The 21111-nt window shown below is 44.7% G+C and carries 18 protein-coding genes; 9 read left to right on the plus strand and 9 right to left on the minus strand.

Going from position 1 to position 21111, the window contains the following annotated elements; genetic code table 11:
- Positions 1-24: 24 nt before the first annotated feature.
- Both IQ234_RS03945 and IQ234_RS03950 read right to left on the minus strand, forming a co-directional pair.
- Positions 25-924, minus strand: a complete 900-nt coding sequence (locus IQ234_RS03945; protein WP_193956116.1) for an amino acid ABC transporter substrate-binding protein — start codon at positions 922-924, stop codon at positions 25-27.
- Between the two features lie 41 nt (positions 925-965).
- Positions 966-1172: a hypothetical protein gene (locus IQ234_RS03950; RefSeq protein ID WP_110578704.1), complete on the minus strand. Its 207-nt coding sequence runs from the start codon at positions 1170-1172 to the stop codon at positions 966-968.
- Between the two features lie 414 nt (positions 1173-1586).
- On the opposite strand from IQ234_RS03950, the gene IQ234_RS03955 reads away from it, so the two are divergent.
- The 4 genes from IQ234_RS03955 (at position 1587) to IQ234_RS03970 (ending at position 3700) form a co-directional block, all read left to right on the plus strand.
- A complete protein-coding gene (locus IQ234_RS03955; RefSeq protein WP_193956117.1) occupies positions 1587-2213 on the plus strand; it encodes a TenA family protein in 627 nt (208 codons plus the stop codon).
- 15 nt (positions 2214-2228) lie between these two features.
- Entirely contained in the window at positions 2229-2636 is a 408-nt protein-coding gene (locus IQ234_RS03960; protein ID WP_193956118.1) for a DUF2605 domain-containing protein, read from the plus strand.
- A 99-nt stretch (positions 2637-2735) separates the two neighbouring features.
- A complete protein-coding gene (locus tag IQ234_RS03965) occupies positions 2736-3041 on the plus strand; it encodes a DUF2973 domain-containing protein (protein ID WP_002732775.1) in 306 nt (101 codons plus the stop codon).
- 11 nt (positions 3042-3052) lie between these two features.
- Positions 3053-3700, plus strand: coding sequence for a YqiA/YcfP family alpha/beta fold hydrolase (locus tag IQ234_RS03970; protein WP_193956119.1), 648 nt, complete (start codon positions 3053-3055; stop codon positions 3698-3700).
- Positions 3701-3824: 124 nt separating this feature from the next.
- Here IQ234_RS03970 and IQ234_RS03975 read toward each other — a convergent pair whose 3' ends face one another.
- Positions 3825-4391, minus strand: a complete 567-nt coding sequence (locus IQ234_RS03975) for a hypothetical protein (protein WP_193956120.1) — start codon at positions 4389-4391, stop codon at positions 3825-3827.
- A gap of 224 nt (positions 4392-4615) precedes the next feature.
- Complete coding sequence (locus tag IQ234_RS03980; RefSeq protein ID WP_193956121.1) at positions 4616-6193, minus strand: hypothetical protein; 1578 nt, start codon at positions 6191-6193, stop codon at positions 4616-4618.
- A gap of 467 nt (positions 6194-6660) precedes the next feature.
- On the opposite strand from IQ234_RS03980, the gene psaA reads away from it, so the two are divergent.
- The 4 genes from psaA to IQ234_RS04000 all read left to right on the plus strand — a co-directional run bounded on the left by psaA (position 6661) and on the right by IQ234_RS04000 (position 12585).
- Positions 6661-8910 carry a photosystem I core protein PsaA gene (gene psaA, locus IQ234_RS03985; RefSeq protein WP_228008366.1) on the plus strand — a complete coding sequence of 750 codons (2250 nt, stop codon included), beginning with the start codon at positions 6661-6663 and terminating at the stop codon, positions 8908-8910.
- A 178-nt stretch (positions 8911-9088) separates the two neighbouring features.
- Positions 9089-11302, plus strand: a complete 2214-nt coding sequence (gene psaB, locus IQ234_RS03990) for a photosystem I core protein PsaB (RefSeq protein WP_002757218.1) — start codon at positions 9089-9091, stop codon at positions 11300-11302.
- Between the two features lie 289 nt (positions 11303-11591).
- Positions 11592-12065, plus strand: a complete 474-nt coding sequence (locus IQ234_RS03995; protein WP_193956122.1) for a DUF4164 family protein — start codon at positions 11592-11594, stop codon at positions 12063-12065.
- A gap of 112 nt (positions 12066-12177) precedes the next feature.
- Positions 12178-12585 carry a DUF4164 family protein gene (locus IQ234_RS04000; protein WP_147073155.1) on the plus strand — a complete coding sequence of 136 codons (408 nt, stop codon included), beginning with the start codon at positions 12178-12180 and terminating at the stop codon, positions 12583-12585.
- 103 nt (positions 12586-12688) lie between these two features.
- Here the strand turns inward: IQ234_RS04000 and IQ234_RS20955 are convergent, their stop codons facing one another.
- The 5 genes from IQ234_RS20955 to IQ234_RS04035 form a co-directional block, all read right to left on the minus strand.
- On the minus strand, positions 12689-15493 hold the full coding sequence (locus IQ234_RS20955; RefSeq protein ID WP_416209668.1) for a tetratricopeptide repeat protein: 2805 nt from the start codon (positions 15491-15493) through the stop codon (positions 12689-12691).
- Between the two features lie 162 nt (positions 15494-15655).
- Positions 15656-16060, minus strand: a complete 405-nt coding sequence (locus tag IQ234_RS04020; protein ID WP_002765230.1) for a hypothetical protein — start codon at positions 16058-16060, stop codon at positions 15656-15658.
- Between the two features lie 209 nt (positions 16061-16269).
- On the minus strand, positions 16270-17190 hold the full coding sequence (locus IQ234_RS04025) for a hypothetical protein (RefSeq protein WP_193956130.1): 921 nt from the start codon (positions 17188-17190) through the stop codon (positions 16270-16272).
- A 76-nt stretch (positions 17191-17266) separates the two neighbouring features.
- Positions 17267-18070: a type 1 glutamine amidotransferase gene (locus IQ234_RS04030; protein ID WP_193956123.1), complete on the minus strand. Its 804-nt coding sequence runs from the start codon at positions 18068-18070 to the stop codon at positions 17267-17269.
- A 161-nt stretch (positions 18071-18231) separates the two neighbouring features.
- On the minus strand, positions 18232-19569 hold the full coding sequence (locus IQ234_RS04035) for a Mur ligase family protein (RefSeq protein ID WP_193956124.1): 1338 nt from the start codon (positions 19567-19569) through the stop codon (positions 18232-18234).
- A 163-nt stretch (positions 19570-19732) separates the two neighbouring features.
- Between IQ234_RS04035 and IQ234_RS04040 the strand changes: the two genes are divergently transcribed.
- A complete protein-coding gene (locus IQ234_RS04040) occupies positions 19733-20923 on the plus strand; it encodes an HhoA/HhoB/HtrA family serine endopeptidase (RefSeq protein ID WP_193956125.1) in 1191 nt (396 codons plus the stop codon).
- Positions 20924-21111 lie beyond the last annotated feature (188 nt).

The following is a 21111-nucleotide window of genomic DNA, read 5'->3' on the forward strand; positions in this document are numbered from 1 at the left end:
CCTTTCCCTAAAAAGGTTTTGATTTTAGGGAAATACAGTTAAAGGAATCCATTCGTAGGTGTTGACAATGCCTTGAAAATAATCATTAATAGTTTCTCTGGAATAGGGAACAACACCATCTTCACCAAACCAACGTTCATAAATTGTCACCGCTTGTTGTTGGTCACTGACGATCCCTTCCATGAATTTTAATAGCGTATAATTCACTGTATCGCGCCATTTAGAATCATTTTCTGGTAAAGTACAGGCATAGGATTCGTAGGCGTAGGGATAGGAGGGAACTATGGCTAAATTATTGGGATTTTTAGCGCTTTTCCTTAAACCTTCTAGGGTAATGCCATCGCTGGCAAAACCATCAATTTCTCCTGCTTCTAGTTTTTGTAAACCCTCGCCACGATTTTTAACTTTGACCAAAATAGCGGCGGGTTGTTGGGTTTTAATTACCGCTTCATTAGTAGTATTGGCAATCACTCCAATGCGTCTGCCTGCCAAGCTACCGATGTCATCAAGATTACTACCTTTGCGGGTGAGTAATTGAGTGCCACTGGCAAAATAACTAACGGAAAAATCCACTTCATTTTCTCTTTTCCAAGTAAAAGTAGTGGAGCCACATTCGATATCTATCACCCCTGTTTTCAACTTTTCAAAACGATTTTGGGGAGTAATCTCAACAATTTTTAACTTAATTGCTTTTCCTAACTTCCGTTCGGTTTCCTTGCGAATTAACTCTAACATATCAAGGCTGTAACCCACCCACTTGCCTTGGGAGTTGACAAAACCAAAGGGAATAGCATCTTTACGAGCGCCAGCAGTAATTACCCCAGTTTTTTGAATGCGATCGAAGATTGCTCCGGCAAGGCTAGAATGGTTACTGGTGACGGTTAAAGCTACTGTCATCGTCATGACGGCAAGTGTACGCTTCATTTTTTTCCCTAATCTGAAAGTGGCTCAAGTCTGGGACTGTTTCAGGAGAGCGAGAGTTTCCTAGAGGAAGATTTTTTAGCGGCGATTGCTGGGGACAAAAAAAGAGGAGAGATGTTACTCTCTCCCCCTTTCAGTTTTTTGGACAACATTTTAAATTGTTTTTTCAGTTGTCGCTGTCGGGCCGAACCGCCTTTGCCTTTGTCGTTACGTCCCTGACGGCGGGGGGACTCCCATCGCTTAAGTCGCATAGTTTTTAATTCCAATTTAGTCAGTTACATTTATCGTAACAGGTTTAACGTCAGTTTGGGTTAAGGAAATCAAGGGATGACAACTCAGGCTCTCTGTCACCCTGTGAGATGCCCAACTCTAGTTAACCAACCTTAAATACTCCCCACTTCCTAATTCATAATACTAAATCCAGTTATTAAAAACTGATTATTTATTCTACCCTTTGCCTTTTGCCTCTTGCCTGAGTGCCTTTCCTGATATGTAGCCTATACTCAACGGATTTAGTATATAGTCATTTCAGATAAGTCTGATACAGTCTAAACCGACAAAACCCTTATGAACTCTGGGATTGATATTCTCAATCTTAATTGAAATGACTATAATTCATAATTCATAATTCATAATTCCCACGTCCACCTAATTAGTATTTTCCCATGCTTAGTCAGCAACTTTGGCAGGGCCATCAAGATCTAGTGCAAGCTTGTCTAGAACACCCTTTTGTGCGAGGTATCGCCACAGGAGAGCTTAAACGGGACTGTTTCGCTTTTTATGTCGGTCAAGATGCTTTTTTTCTGGAATCTTTCACCCGTGCTTACAGTATCGCCGCCGCTAAAGCTCCCGATTGGCAGGGATTTACTAGCTTTCATCGGTTGGCGGCGGGGGTATTAAAGGAGTTAGAATTACATGAAAATTATGCTTTACAGTGGGGAGTTGACCTGAGAAAGGTTCAGCCCGCTAATGCCACCCGTCGCTATACGGATTTTCTTCTCGCTACCGCTTGGATGGGTGACATCGGTGCGATTGCCGTGGCGATGAGTCCCTGTATGCGTCTTTATGCTTATCTGGGTCAACAATTAGCCTTAGAGCCGATTCCTGAGAATCCCTATCAAGCTTGGATTGATAGTTATAGTGGGGATGAATTCGCCGCTTTAGCAACCCAGTTAGAGGAATTAGCCGATAAATACGCCCTGATGACGGAAAATATCTCTGTATCCTATCGTTATGCCCTTAGTTGTGAACAGGACTTCTTTAGTGCCGCCTACAGCCGGGGCAAATCTTAAAATTTTCCCGTCACAATGTTAAGAAATATAAATGACGCTAAGATTAAGGTAAGCAAAATCGTCATTATAAGAGTAATGTTTCCTTCGCAACCCACCGAAAACGAACTACTGAAAACCATCTTGGAACCTCTACTAGAGGATTTCACCTATTGGTTTTCCCGTTCCTGTCTCCTCCTCGAATCCGAGAGATTATCCTTTCTCAGCCTCGAGGAACAAAACGATTTATTAGCAAGAGTCAAAAACGCCCAACAGGAGGTGGCCACGGCTCATTTACTCTTTAAAACCACAGGTGGTCAGGTGGGTATCGAGGCTAAGATGTTGTTGCCTTGGCACCAGCTGGTGGCAGAGTGTTGGGGGGTCAGCAGTCGTCGTCGTCGATTACAGGGTTGGGGAGAATATCAATCTCCTCAAACTGACGCTTAACCTGAAACTTTTTTGGTAAGCTAGAGAGTTGAGCGAATTTTTAGCATAAAGTTTTGGCAATTAGGAATATTCACACATAATTCATGGGAGACTCGGCCAATGTTACATCTGCTCTATATCCTCGCCTTCACAGTTATCGCTTTTTTGACCATTAATAATTTAATTCGGAGTCTGATTACTGTCAGCATGGATTCCCAGAAACGTCCTGCTAAATCGGCTAATTCCTATAATCCCTACGGTTATCCCATGACTTCCCATCCGGAACTTTTGGACGAGGCCGGACAACCGATTAATGAACCTCTGTTAGTGATTCGTTCTCTCACTGTCGAAGATGCTCGTCAACAGTTGGATGCCATTTATAATTCTTCTCCCAGTGCCACCAAAGAGCAAGACGAAGAAATCTAATTGGTTCTAGAATGGCAGTCCTTGAGAACAGATATATTTATCTACACGGTTTTGCTTCTGGCCCCCAATCAACAAAAGCGCAATTTTTGAGACATTGTTGGCAAAAGAAGGGTTTAGCGATGGAAATTCCCGATCTTAACGGTGATGACTTTTCTAGCTTAACTCTCACTCGTCAGATTGTTCAAGTCGGCCAATTGATTGAACAATCTCAGCTTCCTGTTACTCTGATTGGTTCCAGTTTTGGCGGTTTAACGGCAGCTTGGCTGGCAGAAACTTATTTTCAGGTGCAAAGGTTCGTTTTATTAGCTCCCGCTTTTAATTTCGGGCCGATTTGGTTAGGACAATTGGGAGCAGAAACCCTAGCCAATTGGCAAAAATCTGGGAGTTTATCGGTTTATCACCACGGTTATCGTCGTTCTCTGCCAATTGATTACAAGTTTATCGAGGACTTAGCCAATTATCCCCAAGAAAAGTTAATCAGGCAGCTCCCCACCCTGATTATTCATGGCAGTAACGATGGGGTAATTCCCCCAGAAAATAGTCGCTATTATGCTTTTTTTCGTCCTTGGGTACAGTTAATCGAATTAAATAGCGATCATGACCTTACCGATGTTTTAACGAGAATCTGGGCTGAAATACAATTATTTCTCAATTTTTGACTAAAAAAGACCCCCCCTTCTATTGGAAAAAGAGGAGGAGATTTAGTACATTTATATCAAGCCTTGAGAGGATTTTTCAGCTTCTCAGTCTAAGGACAAGACATTTTCTGCTGATGTCTTCCCACTACCAAAGTCCGCGGATAGGAGATACACTAGGCTCAGGAGCGGGTTGAGGAGCAACTTCAGTAAAGGTTCTGGTTTCCGGGGGTAAAGCGGGAAGTCCCCAAGCGGGTTCTTTTTGGTTAACTTCTCTTAAAAGTTGCGAGCGAGTGGCACTGACGGCGATTTCTGATTTTAGTTTCAAGCGGGAAACCCAATAGGGACGAGCTTTACCCACATAAACTAATTTGCCATCTACCACTTGCAATAGTACATCGTCACCACCCGTGGCATCCCCAACAATACGAGCGGTGGTTCCGTCGGTAAAGTCGCCACTGAAAATTTCTTTGCCATCCACTGTCACAGGTCTGATCAATTGGACGAACAGAATCCCACCTACGGTTCCCCGGACGCGACCCAGTACATAGTCACCAGGGTTAAGTTGTGGCTCACCTCTGTAGGTGTTATGGCCGCGCAGTTGACTGATCAAGATTTCGTTATTTTGTGGTCCTGCTTGTGCGGGTACGGTGCCAACGGTAGTTAGGGCAACTAAACCAGCAAAACCAGCGACAAGGGAAATTTTGTTAAACACAATTACCTCAAGCAAAAAGTTAGTAAATTGTCTATAGACGTTTTAGATTATAACTTAGTTCCTGATTTTGTCTATATTGCGAAATATTTGTTTAATAATTTCTCGATCAAGCGGTTGGAGGTTGGGGTTTTAGGGTGTTGGGGTTTTAGGGTGTTAGTTGAAATTCCCCCATTCTCCCACTCCCCACCTCCCCACTTCCCCTGAAAACTGGATTAAGCTAGGCTCTAAGACCGCTCGACATTGCTGAATAATTGAGGATCGAGGGTGGGTAGTTCGATATCTTTTTCTGCTGGGGAAGAGGCCAACTGGAAGCGGTTTAAGGTTTGTTGAACGCGATCAAAAATGGTGATTTTTTGCTCGCTATTGTTCTGGGGTTCGGGAATAGGTTCTACTTCTAGCGGAGGCTGAATACTGGGGGCAGGTTCGTTAATCTCCTCTGTCTCTGGTATGGTGGTTACGGGAGATTCGATCGCTTCAGGGGTTTCCTCTATCTCTTCGACTGTTTCTGTCTCTACTGGTTTTTCCTCAACTATTGGGCTTTCTGGCTCAATAACAGGGCTTTCCTCAACTATTGGGCTTTCTGGCTCAATAACAGGGTTTTCCTCAACTATAGAGGTTTCTTCTTCCTCAATAACAGCGGTTTCCTCAACTATAGAGGTTTCTTCTTCCTCAATAACAGCGGTTTCCTCAACTATAGGAGTTTTTTCTGCTTCAACTACAGGGGTTTCCTCAATAACAGGGGTTTCTTTAACTACAGGGGTTTCCTCAATAACAGGGGTTTCTTCAACTACAGGGGTTTCTTCCTGTGGACTTGGAATAGTTTGATAGTTGGGATCAACAATGCTACGGGCAATTGTAGGGGATAAATCGCCGCGGACTAATTGACCAAGACTGTCTTGGTAAGAGGGATCAAAGCTAATCACGCGCACGCTGGTATTAAACTCGTTTTCGATTTTATTTCCCTTACCATCGATGAATTCTAATTGTACCCAGTTATTGCCCTTGTCAAAACCCTTGAGATAGATTGGTTCCCAAGTATCAAGCAAAAAACTTTCACCGTTGACAGTGACACGAATGCGCCAATCTTGAAGATTATTATCCTCGTTGGCAGTATTGGACAGACGTAGAGGAGCATTACTCAGATAAAAATCGAGCAGGATCGGTTCCGCACCGTAGATTCCTTGCGGACTACTGTAGGTTAACAGGGGTAAGTTATGATCAGGGGCATTTTTGCCTGTTTTTGTCAGAATATGAAAGGTTGTTTCAGCAAATGCCCCATCATTTTTAAAACTTTCCTGCCAAGGACGCAGGGCCAAGACGCGGAGGGTATGAGTACCGGGGGCAAGATTTTCTAGGATAATCGGTTGCTTGAGGTCGTAAATAGCTGCTGCTGGTTCATTATCGACAATTAGACTCAAGTGGGGTCCTAATTTCAGGGTATCGTCTTGGAAAATTGGCAGATCTGACACTTGTAGTTTAACTATCACCTGAGTGTCATCGAAAACTTGTTCGGCCAGAGGACTGAGAATCGTTACTTGGGGAGCGTAACGCTCTAAACTGGGGCGCAGTTCCTGAATTAGGGCCGGGGGGGCAACCTCAGAAATGCGGCCTTGGACGACGGGAAGATTAGAGGTTTCCGAAGTGGGGAGATTGGTAGCCGTCAAGCGATCGCCACAGGCGGTTAACAGAGTGGTCAGTAAACCGATCACAAGACATATGTGAAGGGTTTTGACTGGGATTAATTTATGTAGTAGGGATAGCACGTTCCTCCTAGAGCCAAGGCCAAAATCTATACAAACCATTGGTTTTTGCTAGAGTCATTGAATGCTCTGGTGTCAGCAAAAGCGCGAGAAGATCAGGTTATGGCCTCAATTTTACAGAATTGTTTGATTGTTTTTTGAGAATCTATCTATTGAATTTTCTATATGGTCTGGTGGGGGAGAAAAGGGGGAAATTGGCTTCCGGGGCGACAATTAATAAACTTTTGTAAAGAAAAATCACCGGTCTGACCCTGACTAAGACCGCCCATAGCAGAAAATGTCTCTCCTATCAAGGATTGAGAGAATTTTAATTATTGTTAAGCATAACGAACAGACAAGAGAACAAAGACTTATCATCTACTATTGATGCTTTCGACTGGAATCTCACCCAAGAGGAAAGTCAAGCGACATTAACAAAAGGTGGGTCAGATTTCAACTTGCCTTTTTTAGGTTAAAAAATCTATCCTCAAATAAAACGCTAAGTCTATTGTCGAGAGAGGAGAATCCTCATGGCACTCCCCCCCAAAGAGGCGGTAGCTAAAGTGATTGTAGATAAAGACCCAGTACCTACTTCCTTTGAGAAGTGGGGTCAACCGGGGCATTTTGATCGCACTTTAGCCAAAGGGCCCAAAACCACTACCTGGATTTGGAACCTACACGCCAACGTCCACGATTTTGATAGTCAAACCAGCGATCTCGAAGATATTTCCCGGAAAATCTTCAGCGCCCACTTCGGACATCTCGCCGTTGTCTTCGTTTGGCTAAGTGGAATGTACTTCCACGGCGCGAAATTTTCTAACTATGAAGCTTGGTTAACCAACCCGCTTGCCATCAAACCCAGCGCCCAAGTGGTCTGGCCGATCGTCGGTCAAGGCATCCTCAACGGCGATGTGGGCGGCGGTTTCCACGGTATTCAGATCACCTCTGGTCTGTTCTACCTCTGGCGGGCTTCTGGGTTCACCAACAGCTATCAGCTATACTGCACCGCTATCGGTGGTTTAGTTATGGCGGGCCTGATGCTGTTTGCCGGTTGGTTCCATTACCACAAAAGCGCACCGAAACTGGAATGGTTCCAAAACGTGGAATCGATGATGAACCACCACTTGGCGGGTTTACTCGGCTTAGGTTCCCTAGGTTGGGCCGGTCATCAGATTCACGTTTCTTTACCGGTAAACAAACTCCTCGATGCGGGAATTGCTCCCCAAGATATCCCCTTGCCCCACGAGTTCATCCTCGAACCGAGCAAGATGGCGGATTTATATCCCAGTTTCGCCCAGGGTTTGACCCCGTTCTTTACCCTTAACTGGGGTGCTTACTCGGATTTCCTCACCTTCAAAGGTGGCCTGAACCCCGTGACCGGTGGTCTCTGGCTTTCCGATACCGCTCACCATCACTTGGCGATCGCTGTATTATTCATCATTGCTGGTCATATGTACCGTACCAACTGGGGCATCGGTCACAGCATGAAGGAAATCCTCGAAAACCACAAAGGTCCCTTCACCGGTCAAGGTCACAAAGGACTGTACGAAATCCTGACCACCTCTTGGCACGCTCAGTTAGCGATTAACCTTGCTCTCTTAGGTTCGCTAACCATCATCGTGGCCCACCATATGTACGCCATGCCGCCCTATCCCTATCAGGCGACTGACTACGCCACCCAACTATCCTTGTTCACTCACCACACTTGGATCGGTGGCTTCTTAATCGTCGGTGCGGGAGCGCACGGAGCGATCTTCATGGTGCGGGACTACGATCCAGCCAAAAACGTGGATAACCTGCTCGATCGGGTGATCCGTCATCGCGACGCAATTATCTCCCACCTGAACTGGGTATGTATTTTCCTCGGCTTCCATAGCTTCGGTTTATACATTCACAACGACACCATGCGGGCTTTTGGTCGTCCCCAAGATATGTTCTCGGATACGGGAATTCAACTACAACCCATCTTTGCCCAATGGGTACAAAGTCTCCACACCCTGGCCCCCGGCAACACCGCTCCTAACGCTCTCACTACCGCTAGTTATGCTTTCGGTGGCGACGTGGTAGCAGTGGGTGGCAAAGTGGCCATGATGCCGATTACTCTCGGTACTGCCGATTTCCTCGTGCATCACATCCACGCTTTCACCATCCATGTCACCGTGTTGATTCTCCTCAAAGGGGTTCTCTACGCTCGCGGTTCCCGTCTGATTCCCGATAAAGCGAATCTCGGTTTCCGTTTCCCCTGCGATGGTCCCGGTCGCGGCGGTACCTGCCAAGTTTCCGGTTGGGATCACGTCTTCCTCGGCCTGTTCTGGATGTACAACTCCCTCTCGATTGTAATCTTCCACTTTAGCTGGAAAATGCAGTCCGATGTCTGGGGAACCGTCGCCCCCGATGGTACTGTAACCCACGTTACCCTTGGTAACTTCGCCCAAAGTGCCATCACCATCAACGGTTGGTTACGCGATTTCCTCTGGGCGCAAGCAGCTCAAGTCATTAATTCCTATGGCTCTGCCCTGTCCGCCTACGGAATCATGTTCCTAGCCGGTCACTTCGTCTTCGCGTTTAGCTTGATGTTCCTGTTCAGTGGTCGCGGCTACTGGCAAGAATTAATCGAGTCGATCGTCTGGGCGCACAACAAGTTAAGAGTTGCCCCCGCTATCCAACCTCGCGCCCTGAGCATCATTCAAGGTCGTGCCGTTGGTGTGGCTCACTACCTCTTAGGCGGTATTGTCACCACTTGGGCATTCTTCTTGGCCAGAAGTCTCTCGATTGGCTAAACTTGCCTATAAGGGCTTGCCAGTCCCCCGTAGATTGGCAAGCCTAGGCTCAACAGGCGTCGATTGACCGATACCTCTGTAAGCGTTTCCTATTACAGAAGGTGAATTGAAAAAAGGAAATAACCAGCACTCGTGTAAGAGCCTCAGTTATTTAGAGAGGAGAATTTCCTAAACAGCTATGGCAACTAAATTCCCTAAATTTAGCCAAGATCTAGCCCAAGATCCGACCACCCGTCGGATTTGGTACGGGATCGCCACAGCCCACGATTTTGAAAGTCATGATGGCATGACGGAAGAGAATCTCTACCAAAAGATTTTCGCGTCGCACTTCGGCCACATTGCAATCATTTTCCTGTGGACTTCCGGCACTATATTCCACGTCGCTTGGCAAGGTAACTTCGAGCAGTGGATCAAAGATCCCTTAAATATCCGTCCCATCGCCCATGCGATTTGGGATCCCCAGTTCGGTAAAGGTGCTGTAGATGCCTTCACTCAAGCTGGTGCTTCTAATCCGGTTAACATCGCCTATTCCGGGGTTTACCACTGGTTCTACACCATCGGTATGACCTCCAACCAAGACCTATACCAAGGTGCGGTGTTCCTGCTGATTCTCTCGGCGATTTTCCTCTTTGCTGGCTGGTTACACTTACAACCTAAGTTCCGTCCTAGCCTCGCTTGGTTCAAAAACGCTGAATCTCGCCTGAACCACCACCTCGCCGCTCTGTTCGGTGTTAGCTCTCTGGCTTGGACCGGACACCTGGTTCACGTTGCTATCCCCGAATCCCGCGGTCAGCACGTTGGTTGGGACAACTTCCTCTCCACTCCCCCTCACCCGGCGGGTTTACTACCCTTCTTCACCGGTAACTGGGGTGTGTATGCAGAAAACCCCGATACTGCTAACCACATTTTCGGTACTGCCCAAGGCGCGGGAACTGCGATTCTCACCTTCTTAGGTGGTTTCCATCCCCAAACCGAGTCCCTCTGGTTAACCGATATGGCTCACCACCACTTGGCGATCGCTGTGATCTTCATTGTGGCTGGTCATATGTACCGCACCAACTGGGGCATCGGTCACAGCATCAAGGACATCCTCAATGCACACAGACCCCCCAGTGGTAAGTTAGGAGCCGGTCACAAAAATCTTTATGACACGGTTAACAACTCTCTCCACTTCCAACTCGGTTTGGCTCTCGCTTCTTTAGGCGTGATCACCTCTCTGGTGGCGCAGCATATGTACGCGCTGCCCCCTTATGCCTTTATCGCTAAGGACTACACCACCCAAGCGGCTCTTTATACCCACCACCAATACATCGCTGGTTTCCTAGCGGTGGGTGCTTTCGCTCACGGTGCTATCTTCTTCGTGCGTGACTATGATCCCGAAGCGAACAAAGATAACGTGCTGGCGCGGATGCTGGAGCATAAAGAAGCGATCATCTCTCACCTAAGCTGGGTTTCCCTTTTCTTAGGTTTCCACACCCTCGGCCTCTACGTTCATAACGATGTGGTCGTCGCTTTCGGTACTCCCGAAAAACAAATCTTGATCGAACCTGTGTTTGCTCAATTCGTGCAAGCAGCTTCGGGTAAAACCCTGTACGGCATGAACGTACTGTTGTCTAACCCCGATAGTATCGCTTACACCGCCTATCCCAACTACGGTGATGTTTGGTTACCCGGTTGGCTAGACGCAATCAATAGCGGCACTAACTCCCTATTCTTAACCATCGGTCCTGGCGACTTCCTCGTTCACCATGCGATCGCTCTTGGTTTACACACCACCGTTCTAATCCTGGTTAAAGGTGCTTTAGACGCTCGTGGTTCCAAATTAATGCCCGATAAAAAAGACTTCGGGTATTCCTTCCCTTGCGACGGTCCCGGCCGTGGCGGTACTTGCGACATCTCTGCTTGGGATTCCTTCTACCTAGCCATGTTCTGGATGTTGAACACCCTGGGTTGGTTAACCTTCTACTGGCACTGGAAACACCTCGGTGTCTGGTCGGGTAACGTGGCTCAGTTTAACGAAAACTCCACCTACCTGATGGGCTGGTTCCGCGATTACCTCTGGGCTAACTCGGCTCAGTTAATCAACGGTTACAACCCCTACGGTGTTAATAACCTTTCTGTCTGGGCCTGGATGTTCCTCTTTGGACACCTCGTTTGGGCAACCGGTTTCATGTTCCTGATCTCTTGGCGTGGTTACTGGCAAGAGTTGATCGAAACTATCGTTTGGGCCCACGAACGTACTCCTCTAGCGAACCTCGTTCGTTGGAAAGACAAACCCGTGGCTCTCTCGATCGTTCAGGCTCGTTTGGTTGGTTTAGCTCACTTCACCGTTGGCTATATCTTCACCTACGCCGCCTTCTTGATCGCTTCCACTGCTGGCAAGTTCGGCTAAACCTTAAATTAGGTAACTAAAAAACCCCCCGCCATTTGGTGGGGGGTTTTGTTTATGATTGATCGTAAAAGCACGGCTCATACTAAATCCGTTGAGTAACGCACAGAAAACGGGTTTCTCGGAGAAACCCGTTTTCTACTCATGCAAAAGGCAAAAGGAGAAATAAATAATCAGTTTTTAATAACCAGATTTAGTATTATACGGAGAATAAATAATCAGTCTTTAATAACCAGATTTAGGATTAAAATAAAATTGTTATACTATCATTACTCCCAGGGATGTTACCACAATGTCTAACGAAACCGTTACTTATAGTCTTGAATCTGTCCTCAAGGAAATTAAAGACAGCATCAAGGAAGTTAACCAAAAAATCGATACCTTACAAAGAGATGTCACCCAAAAAATCGATACCTTGCAACAGGATGTTAACCATAAATTTGACAGCCTACAGAAGGAAGTTAACCAAAAAATCGATACCTTACAACAGGATTTTAACCAGAAATTTGATAGCCTACAGAAGGATCTTAACCAGAAATTTGATAGCCTACAGAAGGATTTTAACCAGAAATTTGATAAGATCGACGAACGGTTAACTAAGCTAGAAGTAGGACAAGCAAAACTAACTGAGAAAGTTGATGGAATGGATAGAAGACTAGAAAAGGTGGAAGGAACCCAAAAAAATCAAGTTTGGACGTTAATTATTCTTTTAGGAGGAGCGATCGGAACGGCAGCGTGGCGATCCTTTTTTTCTGGCAATCCTTAGAAATATTAGCATAAGACTAAATTCTAGGCAATAGGTAATCGGTTTTTAATAACCAGATTTAGGATTAAAATAAAATTATTGTACTATCATTACTCCCAGGGATGTTACCACAATGTCTAACGAAACTGTTACTTATAGTCTTGAATCTGTCCTCAAGGAAATTAAAGACAGCATCAAGGAAGTCAACCAAAAAATCGATACCTTTCAACAGGATGTTAACCAGAAATTTGATAGCCTACAGAAGGATTTTAACCAGAAATTTGATAGCCTACAAAAGGATGTTAATCAGAAATTTGATAGCCTCCAGAAGGATTTTAACCAGAAATTTGATAAAATCGATGAACGGCTAACTAAGCTAGAAGTAGGACAAGCAAAACTAACTGAGAAAGTCGATGGGATGGATAGAAGACTAGAAAAGGTGGAAGGAACCCAAAAAAATCAAGTTTGGACGTTGATTATTCTTTTAGGAGGAGCGATCGGAACAGCAGCGTGGCGCTCTTTCTTTTCTGGTAATCCTTAGAAATATTACTATAATTTCTCACTTTAGGGTAGTTATGAGGGGAAATTAGCAGATGTGAAACTCAGGTTAAAAATAAGGGATTCCTAACCCATCCTACCCCTAATTATGCTTTCCTCAACCATCTTTTTAACAATCGCCACAATGCCACTATTATCCCCCCAATTAAAACTAAAGGAAACTTAATCACCCCCAGAAAGAAAGCAACGATTAAGGGATATTTTCGGGTTTCTAATTGCCGAATTTTATCATCGCAATCTTGAACATCCGCTGCTAACCCCAATGCTTGAGATAATTCCCGCGACTGAAGATATGCTTCTTTCGCTTCCGATATACGTTTGAGTTTATAGTAGGTAAGTCCCAGATTAAACCAAGCATTCGCTTCACCCCCCCGATCGCCGATTTCCCGTTTGATTGCTAAAGACTGTTGATGAAACTCGATCGCTTTTTGGTATTCTCCTAGGGAATAGTAAACATTGCCTAAATTATTGTAGGATTTCGCTTCACCCTCCCGATCACCGATTTCCCGTGTGATTGCTAAGGACTGTTGATGAAACTCGATCGCTTTTTGGTATTCTCCTAGGTAATTGTAAACATTGCCTAAATTATTGTAGGATTTCGCTTCACCCCCCCGATCACCGATTTCCCGAAGGATTGCTAAGGACTGTTGATAAAACTCGATCGCTTTTTGGTATTCTCCTAGGGAATAGTAAACAGTGCCTAAATTATTGTAGGATGCCGCTTCACCCCCCCGATCACCGATTTCCCGTGTGATTGCTAAGGACTGTTGATGAAACTCGATCGCTTTTTGGTATTCTCCTAGGGAATAGTAAACATTGCCTAAACCCATGTAGGAATACGCTTCACCCCCCCGATCACCGATTTCCCGTTTGATTGCTAAGGACTGTTGATAAAACTCGATCGCTTTTTGGTATTCTCCTAGGGAATAGTAAACATTGCCTAAATTATTGTAGGATTTCGCTTCAACCTCCCGATCACCGATTTCCCGTGTGATTGCTAAGGACTGTTGATGAAACTCGATCGCTTTTTGGTATTCTCCTAGGGAATAGTAAACATTGCCTAAACCCATGTAGGATTTCGCTTCACCCCCCCGATCACCGATTTCCCGAAGGATTGCTAAGGACTGTTGATAAAACTCGATCGCTTTTTGGTATTCTCCTAGGGAATTGTAAACATTGCCTAAACCTATGTAGGATTTCGCTTCACCCTCCCGATCACCGATTTCCCGATCGATTGCTAAGGACTGTTGATGAAACTCGATCGCTTTTTGGTATTCTCCTAGGGAATAGTAAACATTGCCTAAACCCATGTAGGATTTCGCTTCACCCCCCCGATCACCGATTTCCCGAAGGATTGCTAAGGACTGTTGATAAAACTCGATCGCTTTTTGGTATTCTCCTAGGGAATAGTAAACATTGCCTAAATTACCGTAGGATTTCGCTTCACCCTCCCGATCACCGATTTCCCGATCGATTGCTAAGGACTGTTGATGAAACTCGATCGCTTTTTGGTATTTTCCTAGGGAATAGTAAACATTGCCTAAATTATTGTAGGATGCCGCTTCACCCCACCGATCACCGATTTCCCGTTTGATTGCTAAGGACTGTTGATGAAACTCGATCGCTTTTTGGTATTCTCCTAGGGAATCGTAAACATTGCCTAAATTATTGTAGGATGCGGCATAATTCCAGTTGGTTTGCTCCTCCTGTTGTTGGTAAACAGTGACTAATTCAAGGTAATAATCCGCTAGGGTTTGATAATAACCCCGTCGGGTGAGAAAATCATCGATAGCACGGAGAATATCAAAAGCATTGTCGTACTCGGTTAACTGATAGTGATGATAGAAAATTTCTAGGTAAGGTTGCACATCGTTGAGGATTTCCCAGGAGTCGGGTTGAGCAATAGAAAGATAATAGGCGATCGCTTTTTGGTGTAATTCCCTTTGATCGCCGGCTTTGTATTGTGCATATTCCCAAACTAAAGGCTGAAAACTAAAAATTCGCTGGCGATTTTCCTCTTTTTCTTCTAATAATGATCGTCGTTGCAATTCTCGCAGATCTGCCGTGATCTCGGATAGTTCGATCTCCGGGTAATTATCCATCACCGCTTTAGCTGCTGGAGAATCAAATTCTCGGCGATAAATGCTGGTTTTAGTGAATAATTCCTGCTGTCTTTGGCTAAGTCGCTGAAAACTAGCATCTAAAACTAAAGCAATTCCCACTGTCTCTTGACGATGGCTCCCCACCACCTGCGGATCGCTCAAAAGTTGCGATAAATTTCCTAATCCTAAATCCGCTAACCTTTCTAAACTGGGGTTTTGCGGAAATTCTGCTAAGATTAAATCCGCCACCAATCGCAGGAGTAATGGATGACCATCCACCCGTCGAGAAAAGTTCTCTAGATCCCCTGTTATTTGCGATTCTGCTAACAATTGCGCCCCTTCAGGTGGTTTCAAGCCTTTTAGCTCAATCCAACGGTTAAAACCCATAGGTTTTGGCTTTTCTCTGGTGGTGACTATAATTTTGCTAGTGTCACCTTTTTCTATCCAAGCAGTGAAAAACTGCTGATAAAATTCATTATTCCAAGAACCATCTTCCCCTAATAAACTCTCTAGATTATCGATAATAATTAGGTGGCGATGGCGTTGCAGTTGTCTGATTAAAGCTTCCTGTAAATCTATTTCTTTTTCGGGGACAGGATAACCAAATTCCGTCAGAAGTTGGCGAGCTAAACCACTAAATCCCCCCAGATTTCCCGCTTCCCACCAAAAGCGTTTTGGGAATAAATCTTCATCGTCCCCTAGGGAAGGATCGAGGGGAATTTCCTCCTCAAAAATTTTACTGGCTAGGGTAGATTTGCCAATTCCTCCAACTCCTTTGATGCCAATCATCGCAACATTTTGATCATTAAACCACTGCTTAATTTGGGTGATTTCCTCCTTCCTTCCCTGCCAATAGGCGAGACGTTTTCGAGCATTTCCTCCCTTGAAAATACTCCTTTGACTACTGCGATTATTTTCTATTGCGTCTGCTTTTGCGGGCAGATCCGCCAGTCATTCAGGAGGGATTCCTAGATTTAAATTCCCCTTAACTTCTTGAATGTTCAATTGTTGTTTAATATCTTTGTTAATTTGCGTACCGATTTGAGTTTTCGTTTCTGTTTGATTCTGATTAATTGTCATAATTTGTTGTGCTAGGGTTTGGATTTCTTGGGCAAAATTGGGGTCTTTGAGCATTTCTACCTGTAAAAAAGGAACCACTTGCTGTTCAATCATCGCCTCGGATTTAGTTTGTTCGGCTGCCGCTAAAACCTTGACTGCGGCTGGTTCCTTTTGTAACTTTTGCTTAATTTTTTGCCACAATTCTACACCTTTATCCATTGCTCCTTCCGTTAATTTACCGATAACAGCTTCAAAGGCGATTTTAGCGATTTCGGCGGCGGCTAATTCGGCTAACATAATTATCAATTGCGAGAATTTTTCGCCATTCTAGCACAACTATTTGGGGATGAAAGCAGCAAACTCAATCACTGATGTTATCGGGAATTACCGTTCCTTTGATCCCCCCTTAATCCCCCCTTGATAAGGGGGGTGTCGATCCCCCTTTAATTCTAGAGCCAAAAAAGACAGGCAGGGAGCCTGTCTAGAAAACCAAACAAATTTATCTATCAGTTGGCCAAAAATAGGGAGTTTTTTGCGTCAAATTTCCAAGCAATACCATCGGGATCTCTGATGCGACTCCAATCGGCAAATTCTGTTTCGGATTTATTTTTCTTGTTTCTACCCAAAACGGCCGGGGTAACTCCTAAACGTTTAGCCAAATCCGCCAAACTCATCGATGAGATGGTTTCAGATACAGAGGTTAGTGATTCTTCCCTAACTTCTGATTCTGATTGGGATAAAGAACTGGCAGAACTGTTTAAACTAGGATTAATTATCTCCTCCGGTTCTTGAATTACCGTTTCTTGAACAGAGATTGCTGCAGTATTTTCTTCCTCTTTTTCCTCAAATAATTTACCTAAATTAGTCAGAGATTGGGAGGAGGAAATAACAGGAACCTCCGAGACAGAATTTTCGCTTTTTTCGGCGACAATCAGAGAGGATTTAGCCTCCTGGGATTGCTCTAAATTGGTCAGGGGAGATCTCGAGGCAGTAATCGCAGGAATTTGTTTTTCCTCTATTTCTTCTAAAGAGGGGTCACTCTCATCAAAAATACTACCCAAGGTACTGGCGGTGATAAAGTAATAGGCCATACCTTTATCGCCTACAGCTTTTTTTTGCGCTCCAAATTCCTCAGCTTTTCTGTCTAAAAATTGTCTGGCTAATTTGGCCGTGAGATTGGCTTTTGCCGATAGGTCAATCGGGGTGAGACAACCTTGATTGTCCTGTAAAAGTTGATTGAAATAGGGGTTAATCACCGTCGATAATTTTGACCAGCGATAGTCTTGCCACACCTTGACTGCCAGAGTTAAGAGGAAGACAAGTAGGATCAATGGCCAAGCGGTAAAAAGAAGGATGATTAACACCGCTAGGGGAATGATGAGGACGAGAAACCCCGTCGTCTGACGATCGATAATTTTTCCAGTCATAATTTCATAAGCTGCCACAATTAAAATTCTTAATGGCTAGTTTGACTATCTCCTGCCATAAGTGTATATGACCAGTTTAGGCTTTATTGGTCACGCCGGTTAGTTCTAGTCGTTCAAACATGGCAAATCGTGCTTTCAGGGCCAGAGAATCATCAAGTTTTGTTAAAAAAATCGGTTTTTGATACTTTTGTTCTAAAGCTTTTTGGATTAACCAATCGGCTAAAAAGGGATTTTTGGGTAGTAGGGGACCGTGAGCATAGGTAGCGATCGCATTGTGGTAAAATGCTCCTTCATAACCGTCCTCTCCGTTATTTCCGTAACCGGTAATCACCTTTCCTAGGGGAGAAACGGTCTGTAAATAGGTACGACCCCCGTGATTTTCAAAGCCAATTACTAGCGGTTTTTCCCCGGTCATAGCTTTAATTTCCTCGGCTAAGGGAGAGGCCGTAATTTCAAAAACCACGTTACCGATACAGCGTTTTGCATTGGGTCCAGGATGTTTACTTACTAGGTCTAATAATCCTAATCCTTCGATTCTTTGACCGAAAGCTGGTTCGTAATAATGGCCTAATAATTGTGGGGAACCACAGGTAAAAACCCCCGGTATTCCTGCCGATAATTGTTCTTTCATTGCCGCTGCTTTTCTACCCTGTAAATCCCGCATAACGATCTCCTGTTGCCGATCCTGCGCTCCACCCCCAACAATTATATCTACTTGATAAAATGTCTCGGCTTCTGTTTGAGCATCTAGGGGAATAATTGTCACAGAAATATCACGCCATTGACATCTTCTTTGGATAGTAATAACATTACCTCGATCGCCATAGGTACTCATTAAGGTCGGATATAACCAGCCGATTTTTAGTTCTAGTTCTTGCATAATTTTTTAGGGGATTAGGGAATTAGGGAATAGGGGATAGGAGACAGGCTGCACCGCAAGTTTGTATAAATCAAAAATTATTACAAATATATGAACAACTGCGTGTAAGCATCTCACAAAAAAAGCTAATATACTCTTGCGCTTCTCTACCCCTTTTATTTCTACAAAATCTTTCTACCTGTGAGAATCTCTCGTACTTCTAACATAGCAGAATAGGTGGGTAAAATATGTAAAGTTTCCTCATTTTTGGTGTTATTAAGGGCAATTTGGAGCGCTTTTTTTAGATCAGATTCAACAATTAAATTAACGGGATAAGCGAGACTATCCTGACTATATTGTAAGCGCAAAGCCATGTCATAAAGTCGATCGCCCGTTACTACTAAAGTTGTTCCCAAACGGGTTAATTTTTCTGTATCCACATCCCAAATCCAAGAAACATCCGTACCGTCGGGGATGCGATCATTGAGAACTAAGAGAGTAGTCGAAGACCTTTCTTTCTGTAAAATATCAGCCACTGCGCGAATTGTTTCATTCATACCCACGGGATTTTTAGACAGTAAAATCCTAACTTTTTTACCCTCAATTTCTAATTCTTCCGCTCGACCAAAAGCTGCTTTAAAACCCTGAACTGTCTCAAAAATTTCTCGATCTTTAATCCCTAATTCTTGGGCTACTAAACCCGCCGCTAAAGTATTATATTTATTATAAACACCGATTAAAATCTGCGGCCAATCGTGACTATGGAAAGCAGGACTACTCTTTTTAAAGCCGCAGCTAGGACAACTAAAATCCCCTAAATGGGAGAGATAAACTCCGCGATAATCCAAAGAAGCACCACATTTAGGACAGTAAATAGAATCGACAGCGTGGGGAATTTCTTCTAAATATAATTCTGGCTCACTTAAGCCAAAATATACAACTCTTTGGGGCAGTTGTTGACCCAAATGGGAAAGAGTCGGATCATCAGCATTGAGAATCACTAAAGTATTGGTGGGTAGGGGAGATATGGCTCCTTGCCAACGACGACTAATCGTATCCACTTCCCCATAGCGATCGAGTTGATCGCGAAACAAATTAAGAGCTAAAATAGCGCGAGGACGACAATCTTTTAAAACCAAAGGGAGAATATTTTCATCCACTTCTAAAATGGCATAATCAGCCTTTAAAGTGCCGAATAAATTAGCATCGGCTAATAAAGCAGTGATTAAACCATTAATTAAATTCGCCCCAGTGGTATTATGGGTGACTTTTGCCCCTTGACGCTCTAGAATAGTTCTTAGCAGTAGGGAAGTGGTAGTTTTTCCATTCGTGCCAACCACCAAGATTACCCCCCGTCGGACTTGCCCACAAAGTAGCGGCAACAAACGGGGATGGAGACGACGGGCAATTTCCCCCGGCAAGACGCTGGCAGCCCCTAAACGGAGTCCTTTAACCACAGCAGTAACGGTTTTAGCCACCGCTACGGCTATCCCTAAACGGATGCGATCAAACAATTGCATGAACTGAGATTCTTATAGCTGTTTCGTGATTTTACCGCTAAAAGAAGACCGGTAAACGGGGTAAGTTCCCATTGATTCTTTCCTACCGACAAAAAAGACAGCCTATAATATAGGTAAGTTTGGGGCCGATTCTACCGCACACGACATTTTAGGGCTAGAGCTTATGGGTTTATTGACAAGATTGGGGATTTCACTGGGATTACTCGCCCTAGGCGGTACTGTGGGTGTGCTAGGAAATCAGTATTTAAGCAGAAAAGCACCCCTAGAGGTAAATAAATCGCCGGCAATTCTCCCCGCTTCCCTCTCTCTCCCTGTTATTCCCCAAACCGACGGTAATGTTAATTTTATCGCCCAGGCCGTGCAGAAAGTCGGGCCAGCGGTGGTGCGGATTGACTCGGCCCGGGAAGTGGCCGACCAAATTCCCGAAGAATTTAAACAGCCCTTTTTTCGGCGCTTTTTTGGTAATGAAGTGCCAATTCCCAAAGAGCATTTAGAACGGGGAACCGGTTCTGGGTTTATTATTAGTACAGATGGACTACTTTTAACTAATGCCCATGTGGTGGAAGGGACAACCCAAGTAAAAGTGACTTTGAAAAACGGTCAAATCTATCAGGGTAAAGTTCTGGGGGTTGACAATATGACCGATGTGGCCTTGGTGAAAATTGAGGCGGAAAATTTACCGACGGTGACTTTTGGCAAGGCCGAAACTTTAATCCCCGGGGAGTGGGCGATCGCAATTGGCAATCCCCTAGGCCTGGATAATACGGTGACAGTGGGCATTATTAGCGCCCTAGGACGCACTAGCAGCGAAGTGGGGGTTCCCGATAAACGGGTTCGTTTTATCCAAACCGATGCCGCTATTAACCCCGGCAATTCCGGCGGCCCGTTGCTAAACGCCAAGGGGGAAGTTATCGGTATTAATACGGCAATTCGGGCCGATGCTCAGGGTTTAGGGTTTGCTATTCCCATCGAAACCGCCCAAAAAGTGGCGGGACAGCTATCTAGTAAGGGTAAAGCGGAACATCCCTACATCGGTATCCACATGGTGACGCTAACCCCAGAATTACGGCAGCAATTGAACGAAACTAAAGAATTAAACTTTAATATTGACCAAAATGAAGGGGTAATCGTCCTGCGAGTGGTGGAAAATTCCCCCGCTCAAAAAGCCGGAATGCAACCGGGTGATATCATCGAAACTGTGGCAGGAAATCCCGTTAAAACCGCTTCGGATGTGCAGCAAGGTGTGGAAACCAGTGCGATCGGTGGTAGTCTGGAAATCGAGATTAACCGCAGGGGTAAACAACAAACTCTCACCGTTCAACCGGGGGTTTTTCCCAGCAAAACTAGCGAGTAAAGCAAATACCAGACCATCCTGGCAACTGGGGCAAAAAGTATTAAGTGTACGGTAAAAGGTGGACAGACTTGCGAGCAAGATGTGAGTCAGCATCGTTTCAGTATATAACCATGAGCAGGATGGAAAGGTTGACAAAGCTTTGTCCTAGTGAAACGTCAAGGCAAACGGGAGGGAAAGAACTTTGAGGA

Source organism: Microcystis aeruginosa LEGE 91341 (genome assembly GCF_015206885.1).
GTDB lineage: Bacteria > Cyanobacteriota > Cyanobacteriia > Cyanobacteriales > Microcystaceae > Microcystis > Microcystis aeruginosa_H.